Origin of the sequence: Acinetobacter corruptisaponis (assembly GCF_030053775.1) — a bacterium.
GTDB classification, from domain to species: domain Bacteria; phylum Pseudomonadota; class Gammaproteobacteria; order Pseudomonadales; family Moraxellaceae; genus Acinetobacter; species Acinetobacter corruptisaponis.
In genome coordinates this window covers 387,847-402,348 of sequence record NZ_CP125669.1, presented here as the reverse complement: position 1 = coordinate 402,348, position 14,502 = coordinate 387,847, and the positions used below count along the sequence as shown (strand labels likewise).

Annotated in this window: 11 protein-coding genes and 4 pseudogenes; 11 read left to right on the top strand and 4 right to left on the bottom strand. The window is 40.6% G+C overall.

The genetic code is table 11. From position 1 onward, the window contains the following. Positions 1 to 209 precede the first annotated feature (209 nt). From mtlD to QLH32_RS01870, 7 genes and pseudogenes are all read left to right on the top strand, one after another. The gene (gene mtlD / locus QLH32_RS01900) at positions 210 to 2,342 is read left to right on the top strand and encodes a bifunctional mannitol-1-phosphate dehydrogenase/phosphatase (RefSeq protein ID WP_283267821.1); all 2,133 of its coding nucleotides are present in this window, start codon (positions 210 to 212) and stop codon (positions 2,340 to 2,342) included. 73 nt (positions 2,343 to 2,415) lie between these two features. Beyond that, a complete protein-coding gene (locus QLH32_RS01895; RefSeq protein WP_283267820.1) occupies positions 2,416 to 3,039 on the top strand; it encodes a 2'-5' RNA ligase family protein in 624 nt (207 codons plus the stop codon). A gap of 2 nt (positions 3,040 to 3,041) precedes the next feature. Continuing rightward, positions 3,042 to 3,560 carry a bifunctional adenosylcobinamide kinase/adenosylcobinamide-phosphate guanylyltransferase gene (gene cobU, locus QLH32_RS01890; protein ID WP_283267818.1) on the top strand — a complete coding sequence of 173 codons (519 nt, stop codon included), beginning with the start codon at positions 3,042 to 3,044 and terminating at the stop codon, positions 3,558 to 3,560. Between the two features lies 1 nt (position 3,561). Continuing rightward, complete coding sequence (gene cobT, locus QLH32_RS01885) at positions 3,562 to 4,629, top strand: nicotinate-nucleotide--dimethylbenzimidazole phosphoribosyltransferase (RefSeq protein ID WP_283269269.1); 1,068 nt, start codon at positions 3,562 to 3,564, stop codon at positions 4,627 to 4,629. Further along, positions 4,622 to 5,233 carry a histidine phosphatase family protein gene (locus QLH32_RS01880; RefSeq protein ID WP_283267816.1) on the top strand — a complete coding sequence of 204 codons (612 nt, stop codon included), beginning with the start codon at positions 4,622 to 4,624 and terminating at the stop codon, positions 5,231 to 5,233. The genes cobT and QLH32_RS01880 overlap by 8 nt, the downstream gene beginning before the upstream one ends. Beyond that, positions 5,233 to 5,976 (top strand): adenosylcobinamide-GDP ribazoletransferase, encoded by a 744-nt coding sequence (locus QLH32_RS01875; RefSeq protein WP_283267815.1) that lies wholly within the window; start codon positions 5,233 to 5,235, stop codon positions 5,974 to 5,976. Before QLH32_RS01880 ends, QLH32_RS01875 begins: the two co-directional genes overlap by 1 nt. Before the next feature lie 139 nt (positions 5,977 to 6,115). After that, a pseudogene (locus tag QLH32_RS01870) lies at positions 6,116 to 8,287 on the top strand (TonB-dependent siderophore receptor). Between the two features lie 114 nt (positions 8,288 to 8,401). Here the strand turns inward: QLH32_RS01870 and QLH32_RS01865 are convergent. Continuing rightward, entirely contained in the window at positions 8,402 to 9,457 is a 1,056-nt protein-coding gene (locus tag QLH32_RS01865) for a helix-turn-helix domain-containing protein (protein WP_283267814.1), read from the bottom strand. A gap of 109 nt (positions 9,458 to 9,566) precedes the next feature. Here QLH32_RS01865 and QLH32_RS01860 point away from each other — a divergent pair, with 109 nt between their 5' ends. From QLH32_RS01860 to QLH32_RS01850, 3 genes are all read left to right on the top strand, one after another. Further along, a complete protein-coding gene (locus QLH32_RS01860; protein ID WP_283269267.1) occupies positions 9,567 to 10,370 on the top strand; it encodes an SDR family NAD(P)-dependent oxidoreductase in 804 nt (267 codons plus the stop codon). Then, entirely contained in the window at positions 10,367 to 11,113 is a 747-nt protein-coding gene (locus tag QLH32_RS01855; RefSeq protein WP_283267813.1) for an acetoacetate decarboxylase family protein, read from the top strand. Before QLH32_RS01860 ends, QLH32_RS01855 begins: the two co-directional genes overlap by 4 nt. 154 nt (positions 11,114 to 11,267) lie before the next feature. After that, the gene (locus QLH32_RS01850; RefSeq protein ID WP_283267811.1) at positions 11,268 to 12,506 is read left to right on the top strand and encodes an NADH:flavin oxidoreductase/NADH oxidase family protein; all 1,239 of its coding nucleotides are present in this window, start codon (positions 11,268 to 11,270) and stop codon (positions 12,504 to 12,506) included. A gap of 91 nt (positions 12,507 to 12,597) precedes the next feature. On the opposite strand, the pseudogene QLH32_RS01845 reads toward QLH32_RS01850, so the two are convergent. The 3 genes and pseudogenes from QLH32_RS01845 to QLH32_RS01830 form a co-directional block, all read right to left on the bottom strand. Further along, positions 12,598 to 12,744 (bottom strand): annotated as a pseudogene (locus QLH32_RS01845) (zinc-binding dehydrogenase); the annotation flags it as partial. A 74-nt stretch (positions 12,745 to 12,818) separates the two neighbouring features. Next, positions 12,819 to 13,315: pseudogene (locus tag QLH32_RS19840) on the bottom strand (acetoacetate decarboxylase); the annotation flags it as partial. Then, positions 13,285 to 13,851, bottom strand: coding sequence for a PolC-type DNA polymerase III domain-containing protein (locus QLH32_RS01830; RefSeq protein WP_283267807.1), 567 nt, complete (start codon positions 13,849 to 13,851; stop codon positions 13,285 to 13,287). The pseudogene QLH32_RS19840 and the gene QLH32_RS01830, both read right to left, overlap by 31 nt. A 346-nt stretch (positions 13,852 to 14,197) precedes the next feature. Between QLH32_RS01830 and QLH32_RS01825 the strand changes: the two are divergent. Then, a pseudogene (locus tag QLH32_RS01825) lies at positions 14,198 to 14,445 on the top strand (hypothetical protein). The last annotated feature ends 57 nt before the right edge of the window (positions 14,446 to 14,502 follow it).

Here is a 14,502-nt window from a genome sequence, read left to right as displayed (position 1 = left end):
TCTCCTATAAATTAACGCTAGAATGATTAAAAAAGAATCATATTTTTTTGAATGATGCAACTGTTCTGATCAATAAATAGATATTTATGTATAAATTAAAACACATTTGATTGTTTTTTGTTCAAATTTATTTCATTTATTTACTATTTGAATTTTAAGCCTATTTTTTGGTTACCCTATAAAACGTATAACAAAACAAAGGAGTAACAATGCTGATTTTTCATGATTATCCTGTCCAGGGGGCAATTTTTGATATGGATGGAACAATGTTTGATACAGAGCGATTACGCTTTCAGACATTAAAACAGGCCTCTCAGGAACTCATTGGACAGGAATTTTCAGATGATTATTTGATGCAGTGTCTGGGCTTAAGCGCCAAAACTGCTGAACAACTTGCAAAAAAATATTATGGAGACAACATCTCCTATCAAGAGATTCGTCAACGTGCCGATACCTTGGAACTTGAGTTGATTCGTCAAAATGGTGTTCCAGTCAAGAAAGGGTTGATGCAGGTTCTGGAACGCTTAAGAAAATCTGGTTTAAGAATGGCTGTGGCGACTTCAAGCCGTCGGGCAATTGCGGAAGAATATTTAATTAACGCCAATGTCTATAAATTTTTTGATCTATTGGTCTGTGGTGATGAAGTTGAACGGGGCAAGCCACATCCAGAAATTTTTATACAGGCAGCACAAAAACTAAATTTACAGCCTGAACAATGCCTTATGTTTGAAGACTCTGAAAATGGAATTTGTTCAGCCTGTGACGCAGGTGGTATTACGCTGTTATTTAAAGATATTAAAGAACCCAATGATCAGATGCTCTCTAAGGCAAAGTTTTATTATCAGGATATGTACGAGTGTCTGAATGCTTTGGATCAATATATTCCTGAAATGGGCATGCCACAGCTACAGGAACCGTTTCCACAAAGCCTGAACCAGTTGATTGTGGGGATTCATGGTTTTGGCGCGATTGGTGGTGGATATATTGCCCAGATTTTATCTCACTGGGATGGTTTTACCCGACCACAGCGAATTTTGGCATCGACCCGAAACCGTTTATATCTTGAGTCAGTCAATAGTTTTGCCAGCTACAGCATCCGCTATGGCCAGTGTTCTTACGATGAGCGGATTGAGAATCTAACAGTGATCAATGCTGACAATGAACAGCAGATGTTGGATATGTATATGCAATCCAGTTTGATTGCACTGTGTCTACCTGAACAGGCGATTGCATCTGAAGCAAAAATCATTGCCAAAGGTTTACTCACACGTTTTATGTCACAGGACACACAGAACGATGAACCAATTACATTCCTGATCGTGTTGAACAAGGTTGGAGCCAAGTTCCTGATTCTGAAATGTCTTCGTGAAGCACTGCTTGAAATCACGGATGAGGATATCGCTGAGCATATTTTAAGTGAACATTATTTCTGTGACACCGTGGTTAATCGGATGGTGTCCAAGCTCAGCGATCAGGCACTGTATCGCCAGTTGAACATTAAGCACCATTTATTTAAGCAGTATCAGAATGATTTAAATCAGGACACCATAGAATTGTCAGATGAAACAGTGTTGTCTGAAAAACAGGAACAGCAACTCACGGTGTGTCTGGAGGATATGCGCGGACAATTTCAGGCAGGGCAATTTTTACAGAATATGGACTTGATTTTGTTCAATAGCGAAGTGGATATGCCAATTTATGTAGAAAATCGCAGTCCGTTGCTGAGCAAAATGCGCCAAATGATTTTGGTTGATCATATTTCTGATATTCAGATCATCAAGAACCGTTTGTGGAATGGTTGTCATGCCATGCTGGCTTGGCAGGCGAGTCTAGCTGGACATGAAACCATCGGTATTGCCTTAGCCGATTCAGAACTTAAAAACTTTATGACTCAATTGGTTGATGAGGTTAAGCTAGGTTTGGGAGGTATTGTGCCAAACCAGTCGAAAGAGTTGGATCGTATGGCGGAAAGTTTTTTAAATTCTTGTCGATCAGCTTATAAAGACCCTTGTGAACGTGTTGCAAGAAATCCCTTATGCAAGCTGAATGTGAATGAGCGGGTTTTGGGCAGTATTGAGAATCATATTCAGCAACAGCTTCCTTATCGGAACCTATTAACAGGTGCAATTGGGGGTTATGTATATGCCTTGACTATACTGGCATTGGATGAAATTGAAATCGTGCAGCATCTACAGGAAAATGTTGTAAAACTGGACATTTTAGATGCCCAGAAACAGGCCTTGCTTAACTTGTTATATGAGGGAATTCAGCAACAACTTCAAAAAACTCCACTTTATTCCAATGTTCAAAAAGCCTGGATGACTTCGGCTGAATATGTCTAAATTCAATATTCAGCCTTAAGTTTTTTGGCAAATTATGTTTGAATAGCACAACTTTAAAGTCATTCTAAATGTTGTGTTATTACAATCATCCAGTCAACTGATCGCCACTGAAATCCGAGACTATCCTGAATGGCATCGTGGACGCTCTGACTATGGTGTGTGGTATATTGAGATTTGCCAACCTGAACTCATCAGCTATTTAGATGGTATCAGGGCACAATTTTCAGATTTACTGATCGAGTCCAACCAGCGCCAATATCACATCACACTATTGGTTTGTGGTTTTCTAACTTCTCATCATCTTAACTTTGACGATGATTTTGAAATTAAGACCTTAAACCATCAGATTGAATTACTTCAACAACTACAGCTAAAGCCCTTTGAGCTGGAAATTACCCAGATTGATAGCTTTAGCAGTGCATTGTTCCTGCATATCCATGATCAGAACAACATCCTAGGCAAAATCCCTAAGCAACTTGTACAGAGTTCAACGGAGATTGCAGCAGTTGATTATTGTCCGCATATCACATTGGGGCTTTATAGTGATACTTGGGCCAGTGATTTAGTTCTGCAACGTATTCAAAAACTGCCACTAAAAAACATGAAATTTCAGGTGAACCAACTCACTTTCGGCTATTATAAAGCCCAGATTTTACAAGGATTACTTTATCCTTATCATCAAATTCAATTAGGTTAAATATGTTGCAACTGATTTTAGGTGGCGCACGTTCAGGTAAAAGCCGTCTGGCCGAACAGATTGCTAAAGACTGTGGTTTAGCGGTTGTCTATATCGCAACGGCGCAGGCATTGGATGAGGAAATGCAGCAACGTATTCAACATCATCAGCAACAGCGTCCAATGGGATGGCAACTCTGTGAAGAAACAATTTTTCTGGCAGATCAATTGCTGCAACTTGATCAGGAAAATCAACTCATTTTGGTAGACTGCCTGACCTTATGGCTGACCAATTTATTATTGGCTGAAGATGCGGCATTACAGCAGCAACAAACCGAAAAATTACTGAAAGTATTGCCTCAATTGAAATCAGACATTGTTTTAGTGAGTAATGAAACAGGACTTGGTGTTGTGCCAATGGGTGAAATCAGCCGATGTTTTGTAGATGAGGCAGGGCGTTTACATCAGGCATTAGGTCAATTGGCGGATAAAGTGGTGTTTTGTGTGGCAGGATTTCCAATGATTTTAAAAGGTGAAAAATAATATGGCTGAGCAGGCTTATTGGTGGATGAAAGCTGTAAAGCAACCTGATCTGGATGCAAAATTGCAGGCTGAGCAACGTCAATTACAACTGACCAAACCGACAGGTGCACTGGGTGATTTAGAACAGATTGCAATTACCTTGGCAAGTTTACAGGGTACGGTTTTTCCAAAAATCAATAAACCGTGGATTAGCATTTTTGCAGGTGATCATGGCGTGGTGGAAGAAAATATTTCGGCGTATCCGCAAGCTGTAACCCGCCAAATGCTGCAAAATTTTGCATCAGGTGGTGCAGCGATCAGTGTGATTGCCAAGCATCATCAGGCCCATTTACAGGTGATTGATTGTGGAACGGTGGGTGATGCTTACAATTATACAGGCGTTGAACGCCACTGTATTCGTGCAGGTACGGCAAACTTTGCCAAACAGGCTGCAATGACTGAACAAGAGTGTCAGGCCGCATTACAATTGGGTAAAAACAGCGTAGACCTAGCAAAATCGAAAGGGGCTGATATTTTTATTGCGGGTGAGATGGGCATAGGCAATACCTGTTCAGCTTCGGCACTTGCCTGTTTACTGCTAGATGAATCAGCGCAACAGCTTACAGGTGTGGGCACGGGGATTAATACTGAGCAATTACAACACAAGATTAACGTGATTGATCAGGCAGTGAAATTACATAAAAATGATGTGACCAATAATCCGTTGAAAATTTTGGCAGCGGTCGGTGGGCTGGAAATTGCCGCCATGACAGGAGCATATCTGCGTTGCGCACAAATGGGGTTGCCAATCGTTGTTGATGGTTTTATCAGCTCGGTTGCTGCCTTATGTGCGGTTCGTATTCAACCCCAAGTTAGGGAATGGATGTTGTTTGGTCATCAATCAGCCGAGTATGGTCATCAACGTATTTTAAAAGACTTAAATGCCCAACCGATTTTAAACATGAATCTGCGTTTAGGTGAAGGCAGTGGTGCAGGCGCAGCACTATCCATGCTTCAGCTTGCCTGTGCGTTGCATAATCAAATGGCAACCTTTGCAGAAGCGGCGGTTTCAGGTGATAAAGTTGGTTAGGTTACGGCTGGACTTGTTGCGTCACGGCGAGACAACTTTAGGTCATACCTTGCGTGGCTGGTTAGATGACGAACTGACAGAACAGGGCTGGTTGCAGATGCAGGCGACCGTTCAGGAAAATTTAAATCATCCTGAAAAAAACTGGGATTTGATTATTAGCTCATCCTTACAACGTTGCCGATTATTTGCAGAACAATTAGCACATGATTTACAACGACCATTACTAATTAATGAACAGATTCAGGAAATGAATTTTGGGGATTGGGAGGGCATTTCAACTCAAACCATCTATGAAACATCACCTGAGTTATTGGCAAATTTCTGGCAATTTCCAACCCAATATCATGCGCCAAACGGGGAATCTTTAGCCGAGTTTCATCAACGTGTCTTAAATGGTTTTCAGCAGATTGCTGAATATATGCAGCAACATCAATATCAGTCTGCATTGGTAGTGACACATGGCGGTGTGATTAAATTATTAAGTTGTTTGGCACAACAACAGCGTTTGGATGACCTGCTCAAAATGTCTGCTGAACTTGGGCAATTACATTCCTTTAGGTTGTCTCATCAACCAGCACAATTAGCTTTTGAAAGGGTTGAGTAATGTTGCCATTTTGGATTGCCCTGCAATTTCTCACCATTGTTCCCGTGCAATTAAAGCAAATCCCTACAGCAAGTCAAAATGCACAATCCTTATTATTTTATCCCGTGATTGGTTTATTGATTGGGTTGGTTTTATTTGGATTATCTGTTGCTCTGATCAAGTTACCCGCCATTCTGTTAGCCAGTATTGTCTTGGTCATCTGGATTTGGCTGACTGGTGGCCTACATTTAGATGGTCTTGCCGATACCGCAGATGCATGGGTAGGCGGTTTTGGAGATCGAGAACGTACCTTAAAGATTATGAAAGACCCAGCATGTGGTCCAATTGGTGTGCTCAGCCTCATCATGGTATGTTTGTTAAAATTTGCAGCACTTTACGTTTTAATTGAACAGCATTTGAATGCATTTTTGATTCTGGTTCCTATGCTTGGGCGTAGTGTTCCCTTATTTTTGTTTTTGACCACAGCCTATGTTCGAGACAAAGGCTTGGGACGTTCAATGACAGATTTTCTTCCAAAAACTATTGCATGGATGGTATTTGTCATTACATTATCATTGCTTTATCTATTCAAATGGTATGGCTTAGCTGTACTTATTAGCTTTTTACTGTTACTTTTTTATTTGCGTTCACTATTTATCAAAAGAATTGGCGGAGTTACGGGCGATACCATTGGCGCAAGTATTGAATTAATCGAAATGAATGTACTGATTACATTTGTGGTTGCCTATTTCTATATTTCTTAACGTGTAAAAACAGCTTGAGATAATGATTAAAAAATCTTGAATATGTCCTAGAAATGCTTGTTCAACTTAACAAAATTGTGAATACTCAAGCCCGAAAATTTCAGGTTTTAAAATTATCTTTTGGGGTTGTGCAATTACTGTGAAAACGTATCCATTTTCTCGTTTACAAAAGGCATTACTGGCGGTTGGTTCATTTTCATGTTTAGGCCTGAACTCAGGAGTGGTACATGCCGAAAACAAGAATGAAATATCACGGCTTGCAACCATCACAGTAACGGCGCAAACACCACAAACTATCTATGATCAACCCAAGGTGAATTTATCGGGTTTCGCCCAACAAAATCTTGCTGAAATTCCTGCATCCATCAGCACAGTCACAGCACAACGCATAGCGGATCAACATGCAAAAACGTTAACCGATGTTGTTAAAAATGATGCTGCTGTAGGTGATGGTTATGCACCAATTGGTTATTACCCAAACTTTATGATGCGTGGCTTTGCCTTGAATCTAGGTTCAAGTTATTTGCTCAATGGCAACCTGTTGCGAGGTGAGCAAAATGCGGCACTGGAAAACAAGGAACAGGTCGAGATTTTAAAAGGGATAAGTGCAATCCAGAGTGGGATGTCAACACCTGCTGGTGTGGTCAATTATGTCACCAAACGTCCGAAAGATGTTCGGTCCATTACAGTTGAAACAGATAGTCATGGTGGCAATCGTGTGGCAACCGACCTCGGTGGATTGCTCGGTGAAAATCATCAGCTTGGTTATAGGGTAAATCTCGCTACAGAACAAATTCATCCCTATGTTGACCATGCTGATGGTAAGCGCCTGTTTGGTTCTTTAGCTCTGGACTGGAGAATTTCAGATCGTTCAAAACTAGAGTTTGATATTGAGTCGCAGCGCCAACGTCAGCGTTGAGTTCCAGGTTATCAGTTGTTGGATGGTAAAGCCGTACCAACGAATGTCGAATGGGATCGATTATTGGGTTATCAAAGCTGGGGCAAACCTGTCACCAATGAAAGCCTGAATGCCAGCTTAAAATATAATTACCAGATCAATGACGATTGGACAGTAAATTTGGGTGCTTCACAAAGCCGTGTCGTGGTTGATGATTATTCAGCATTTGCTTGGGGTTGCTACAGTGATGAATGCCAGATCACAGGTTTGGGCAATAGCTTTGATCAAAATGGTCACTATGATATTTATGATTTCCGCAGCCCAGATGACAGCTATCTGACCAATCAATTTAAAACAGGGTTAAACGGTAAATTCAACACAGGGACCTGGCAACATCACCTTAATTTAGAGTTATCGTACACCTATAAACGTCATGCACAGTACGACGCAATCAATGAGCTAGTGGGTACAGGAAATATTTATACGGATAGCGTGGACTATGCACCATCCAATACGGCTTTGGGTCATCACTACAAATCACTGGATAGTCAGCAAACAGCATTAAATCTACTCGACCAGATTGATTTTAATACTGATTGGTCAGTCTTAGTGGGTGGGAAACTGCTGCATTTAAATGAAAATGCCTATGATGCGGATCGCAATAATATCCGAGATACCAGCTTTAATCGCTTTCTGCCCCAGTTTGCCCTGATGTATCAACCTTGGACAAATACCCATTTATATGCCTCTTATGCCAAAGGCCTGAGTGATGGTGGGCAGGCACCCTGGTATGCCAACAATGCATTTGCAACCTTGGCACCAAGGCATTCATCCCAGTATGAATTGGGAATGAAGCAGCAGTGGCAAACATTACTGTTTACGGCGGCACTGTTTGACCTAAAACAGGACAATCAGTATACCAATTCTGCCAGCGACTATGTGAATGATGGTGAACAGCATAATCTTGGTTTGGAACTTGGTTTGCAAGGGCGCTTAGGTCAACATCTGGATATAAGCTCTACCTTAGCACTGATCCGTTCGCGATTAAGTGATATACAGGTGCCTGAGTATCAGGGCCATCAAACTCAGAATGTACCAACGGTACGTTTTGCCAGTCATCTGTCTTATCAAGTACCACAAATGGATGGATTACGTTTATTGGCAGGCATGCAGTATAGCGGTGCTAAATATGCTGACAGAACGGGTACGGTAAAAGTACCAGCCTATACTGTCTTTGATGCAGGCGCAGCCTATAATTTCCGTGCCTATGGTTATGAAAACACGCTTCGATTCAACGTTGACAACGTGTTCAATAAAAAATACTGGCGTGATGCAGGTAGCTTCTTTGGGGATGATTACTTATTTCTTGGTACACCACGTACAGCGCAGTTGTCTTGGACAATGAACTTTTAAATAATCAATATCCTTTTTGAATGTGGTTTTGAACGAATATTAAACAGGCAAATATAAAACCAGAATACCTTGGGTAATAGAAAATATTGCCCAAGTGTCCTAAAAACATATATTTCAAATTTTTTGCTTTTTCTCACGAAATTGAATTGGAGTCATTCCACTCCATTTTTTAAAGGCACGTGCAAAATTAGCAGGCTGGATATAGCCAAGGTAAAGCGCAATCTCTTGTATTTCCATATCACTATTGAATAACAGTTTTTTCGCTTCTTGATATTTTATTTCATCCAATAGGGCCAAATAAGAAACACCAGTTAGGTTGAGATGTCTTCTAAGCGTACGACTTGACATATGCAGCCGTTGGGCAACGGTTTCCAAAGATGGATAACCCTTTTGTGGTACAAGTAACAATTCCGTTTTCACTCTTAAAATAATGTCTTGAATTTGTTCTGAGAAACGAATTTGTTCAGCTTCACATTGGGCTAGAGCTTGCTGAAAAGCAGTCTGATCTGCCATTTTAGTGGGTAAATCAATAATTGAAGAGGGATAGCACACCTGGTTCTTGGCCTGATTAAAAAGAATCCTAGGCAATTGATGCCTAAATTTTTCATGATAGGGTGGCTCAGGCCAGTCAACTTGCAGCTCGACATTGGAAAAATCATGCTCAGCCAAGGATTGGGCAGTTTGAACAACACCTATCATCAAACATTCATAGAAAAAGCGCCTTAGAGTTTCTGCCTGTTCATGATGTTGGCTTATCACAGGATGAGTTTGTTTTATTTCAATAATAGATCGCTGTGTTTCTTCATAAAAGTCGATTTTATAATCTTTTAACCGCATATTAAAAAATTGGGTTGCCAGCTCAATCGCATAACGCAATGAGGGACTACTCATTAAGGCATATCCCATTGGACCATGGGCAGTCAGCCGAAGTTTTAAACCATATTGATATCCCAACCCCAAATCCTGTGCCAAAGTCAGACTTACCCAAGCCAGTCTTGACCATTGTATGGGGGTGATGCGGGCATCCAACTGGTTGAATAGTGTTAAAGGTATTTTGCTTTGATGCAATATCTCGGATGCCGAAAAACCCTTTTCAACCATAATCTCCAATAATAAATGGGCATAGGAAATAGGAATACTGGCTTTGGATAACCCATACGGATCTTTCATTTTTGTATGATATTGGCCGAAAATGATTAGTAGTATGTCTGAACTCCACCTCACGCTCAAGTTTTACATCCTGAATACTGAGATCATTCTGTTGATATGAGTATTGATGATGGGTTTACCACCTCCGTTAAAAGAATCTCCTGTTGTAATTACTGGCGCATCTTCTGGTATTGGTGAAGCACTTGCCAAAGAATTTGCGGCACGCGGCTATTCACTCATTTTGGTTGCGCGGCGTGTCGATAAACTGGAGCTTCTCGCTGCAACCTTAAGTGAAAAGTATCAAGTTGAAGTCAGCCTACGTCCATGTGATCTTGCAGATCGTGAAGAAAGAACCAGGTTCCGTAAGGAATTGGAAAAAATCAGTATTTCTATTTTATGTAATAACGCTGGCTTTGCCACCTTTGGTCGGCTGCACCAACTAAATGCGGATCGGGAGCGTGAAGAAACGGAGGTGAATGTCGTTGCGGTACAGGATCTGACTTTAGCGGTATTGCCTAACATGATTCAGCGTAAAAGTGGAGCAATCTTAATTGTAGGTTCCACATCAGGTCATCAACCAACTCCAGCCAATGCGACATACGCAGCTACAAAGGCTTTTGCAAACTCATTTGCTGAATCACTACACAGTGAACTGAATGGGACAGGCGTAACCTGTACCTTGTTGGCCCCAGGTCCAACCATAACAGGTTTCAATGAAGTTGCAGGTATCTCAAAAATTGATGGTATGGGGGGCAACTTTGTGTGGGTAACGGCAGAGCGTGTTGCCAAAGAAGCGATTCAGGGGATGGAATGTAATCGTCGTATTGTAATTCCAGGATTGGTCGCACAGGCACAAACCTTGGGAGGACGATATACACCGAGAGTCATTTTACTACCCATATTAAAACAAGTGTTTTCAAGGTTAAAAGCATGAGACAACTTATTTATGATTTGCGCACCCCAATTGGTTTGGCGAACCTTGGCAATAAGCTTTATCACAATGCGCACTATCTAACGGCTGTACTTGAGGTGGATGAAAAGAAGATGGTGCGCTGGTTGCCAGCAGGCATGAAATTGGCAAAACCAGCCAGGGCTGATCTGTTTTGTGCCTATTTCCCTGAGAATGTATATACAGGGACCTACCATGAGGCTGGCCTATTTGTACATATTCAGGTGGGCAATAAAACAGGCATTTTTTGTCCGTGGATGATTCTGGATGATGATCGCGCCATGATTATTGGGCGTGAATTGCTCGGCTATCCTAAAAAAACTGGCGAAATCAGTTGGAACAATGATGGCACACGCATTACCAGTAAAGCCTCTCGTCGAGGAACGGTATTGATTGAAATGAATGCAACACTGGGCGATGTTATTGAGGATGCACCGCCTATTTTGGGATTGCCACACCGTAACATTACAGGTGGTTTGGGCTTGACCTTACCAAGAGAGGTCCGTTTTACCCCTAAAGAACATCCTATTGAAGTACGTCATGTGGAGATGGATTTACGCTTTACAGGCACAGAGAATGATCCACTGCATGAAATGGGATTGGGTAAGGTTGTAGAGGCACGTTTACACCGCTGTGATTTGTCTGGCGGCTTGATTCCACCCATTCAAATTCCACGTTTGAGAACACCACTTTTTCTGATGCGCCAGTTTAATCCACGTGTTTTATAAAGGGTCTTGTGCATCAAGTCAGCCAGGATTATTTAGATTTTTTTGCACCCAACTTTCATCTCTGGCAGCACGACAATCGAGTGATGATGAAACAATTAAAGCTGAAATTTCAAATTATTTAAATTTAAACCATTATGCAAATAGGTATCTTCTAATGAAAAAATTACAAACCAGTTTAGCAAGTCCTTTGCAACAACCGCTGAAATTGCCTTGCGGTATCACCATTCCCAATCGTATTGCGAAATCAGCAATGAGTGAGCAATTGGCTGATCGTCATGGATCTCCAACAATTGCTTTACAGAAACTTTATGCTGCATGGGCGCGGGGCGGGGCAGGGCTTTTAATTACGGGGAATGTGATGGTTGACCATCGTGCATTTGTAGAACCGAGAAATGTCGTGTTGGAAGATGAACAATTTTTGCAGGCAAATGCAGAATGGGCACAAGCCGCTCGGTTAAATGGTGGTAAGATTATTATGCAGATTAATCATCCAGGTCGAGTTGCTGTACTGCCGCTGCTAAAAAAACCAATCGCACCCTCAGCAGTTGGGCTGGATTTGCCACTGATGAGTGTAATTCGTATGCCACGTGCCATGAGTGAGTCCGAAATTCTGGAACAAGTTCAACGTTTTGCAAATACTGCTGGATTGGCTGTAAAGGCTGGTTTTGACGGCGTTCAAATTCATGCTGCACATGGATACCTGTTATCACAGTTTTTATCTCCCTTATCAAATATTCGTACCGATCAGTGGGGTGGAAATCCAGAAAATCGCCGACGCTTTTTAATTGAAACTGTCCGTGCGGTACGTCAAGCGATCGGAAAAAACAAAATATTGAGTGTAAAACTAAACTCGGCTGATTTCCAAAAAGGTGGCTTGAGTCAGGAAGAGTCATTGCAGGTTGCACTGGCATTAGAGGCGGAAAGTATCGATTTACTTGAAATATCTGGTGGTAATTATGAATCTCCTGCACAGTTGGGCTATGCACCAGAGCGGCAGACGCAACGAGATGCTTATTTTGTTGATTATGCAACCGCATTGCGTAAGATGAGTAAATTACCACTGATGCTCACAGGTGGATTACGCCATGTTGATTTTATGAACCGTATTGTTGCGGATGGAACGGTTGACTTGATTGGTTTGGCACGCCCATTTGCTTTGCAAACAGATTTGGCAAAACAGTTATTTGCAGGAAAATCGGTACAGGAACCAGTCAACATTCCTACGGTTGGATACAAGCCAATAGATGCTTATCTACAATTGGCTTGGCATGCAGCTCAATTTCGTCGTATTGGTCACGGTCAACAGCCTAAACCGATCAAAGGATTGATACCAACATTGGCTACATTTGGACCACGTATGGGATTTAATATTTTGACTCAGAATAAGTGCTAAAAGTTTGGACGATTATTCGAATGTAATGACGAAGCTTGAACCTTGAGAAGTTAGAATTAAACTTCTTAACTTCTCATATCATAAATAGCTGTCATTTCTTAACAATCAGGACCAGTTTACCCACATGCTCGCCTTTCTGTAGAAATTCATGTGCCTGACGGGCTTCCTCAAGCTCAAATGATTTATATAGCAAAGGCTTTAGCTTCCCTTTGGAAATCAGGGGCCATACTTTTTCCTGACCAGCACCGTTAAAAGTAATACATTTCATAAATTATTTTCCTTGTGATATGCGTTGAGGCATAGTTTGAAAACTTATGGATTTTTTCTTAAGGGTTTTGGTAAATTCAGTACCACCTGAGCATCCTGAATCACATCTAGACGAAGAATGGTAGAGGCACCAAGCTCATCCAGCAACTGACTTAAAGGCCCACCATGACGAACCAGTTTAACTTTTCTTGGCAACAGCTTCTGGGCAAATGACAGCACATTGGACTGCACCAGCGTTTGGTGCCACACACCATCCACCTGATGCAACATGGTGGCCTCAGTCATACGCGATTCAGATTTCACATGCTGTAGGGCTGGGGTGGTGCAGGCAGTTTTTTCCTGAGCTGTTCAATTGGAGTCAGCATCAGGACTTGAACATTGGCTGTACGGTAATAAAAATTGGGTGCCCATACCTTACCCACTCTCGACTCAACCAGTTTTTTAGGAATCTTACGGAAAAAATCAATATTGCCAGCAGCAGGGTCTTTTGCCACTTCATCCAGGTCAGGATTCATTCTAAAGCGATCATAATACCCACTTTCTGTTCACAAATATCCTGAGAGAAAAGTTCATAGATCAAGACAAAAAGATCATCATTGACTGGTTTGAATACTAAATAATTAAAAAATGCCTGAAAACCAGATTGATTTTTAAGGAGTAAATAAAAGATATTTTGTAAAGCTATATCTAGCTCTGAGAAAACCTGTATTTCACTGTAAAATAAATCTCGTGTAATGATGGCATCATTTAAAGGTGAATTAGAAGATTCAAACTGAGTTTTGTAATCCTTATTTAATGCATGGTATGGTCGAGCAGGAAATAACAATGCTGATAATAATAAGGTGTCAATAACTTGCTGCTGATTGATCGACACCTTAGCAAGTGTTGCTTGTAAATATTTAAAATCATGTGCTATAAAATTATGCCCACACACATAATTTGCATCTTTTATGAAATTTTCTAATTCATGGCTAGAATTCTTATGAAATTTATTTTGATTACTGGTGATACAACCGATATCCAAAATACTTTGAGTCTCTGGATCAACTTCTAAATCAAGAAATGCAATCAAGGTCATAGCAGAATCTATAAGGGAAATGTGAATATTAGAATAGCTTAGCTTAGTCGTCATGCGGCATATAAGTTGCCATTTCTGCAGTCTAATAATCAATAGCTTAAGGCTTTAAATGACAAAGAATGTCAGCAATCAACGACACATAAGTTGTCATTTTTATACTCAATGTATTCAATTACTTGAAGTAAATATTTCAAAAAATCAATTAAGCACTCATATATATTCTTCAAAACTACTTTTATCCAAAAAGATTTTTATTTAATTCACTATTTTTATAAGACATTAGGCTAAAATAGCTATTATGTTATTCGCCAGCCTAACCAAATTTAATCAAAATAAGGTTTTAGATATGAAAATTAACAGCTTAGAGGATGAAAGTGATATAGCTACCGCAGCAGTTAGGGAACTTTGTAAAAGTTTTATTGAGAATGCACGTATCAACACAGTACTTTATGTGGAGAATGATGCAATATGGAGCAAGGCTCCTAATAGTCCTCCCGTCTTAATTAAAAAATATTTGGAGTCAACCCTAAGCTAACCAAAAAAAATGCTAGATCAGGTACTTATAAAATTAAAAAACGGAATATTAGTACATAAAACAAATAGTTCATACTAAGCAGAGCTCTACAAAAATAACGTAATTCATAATTATAT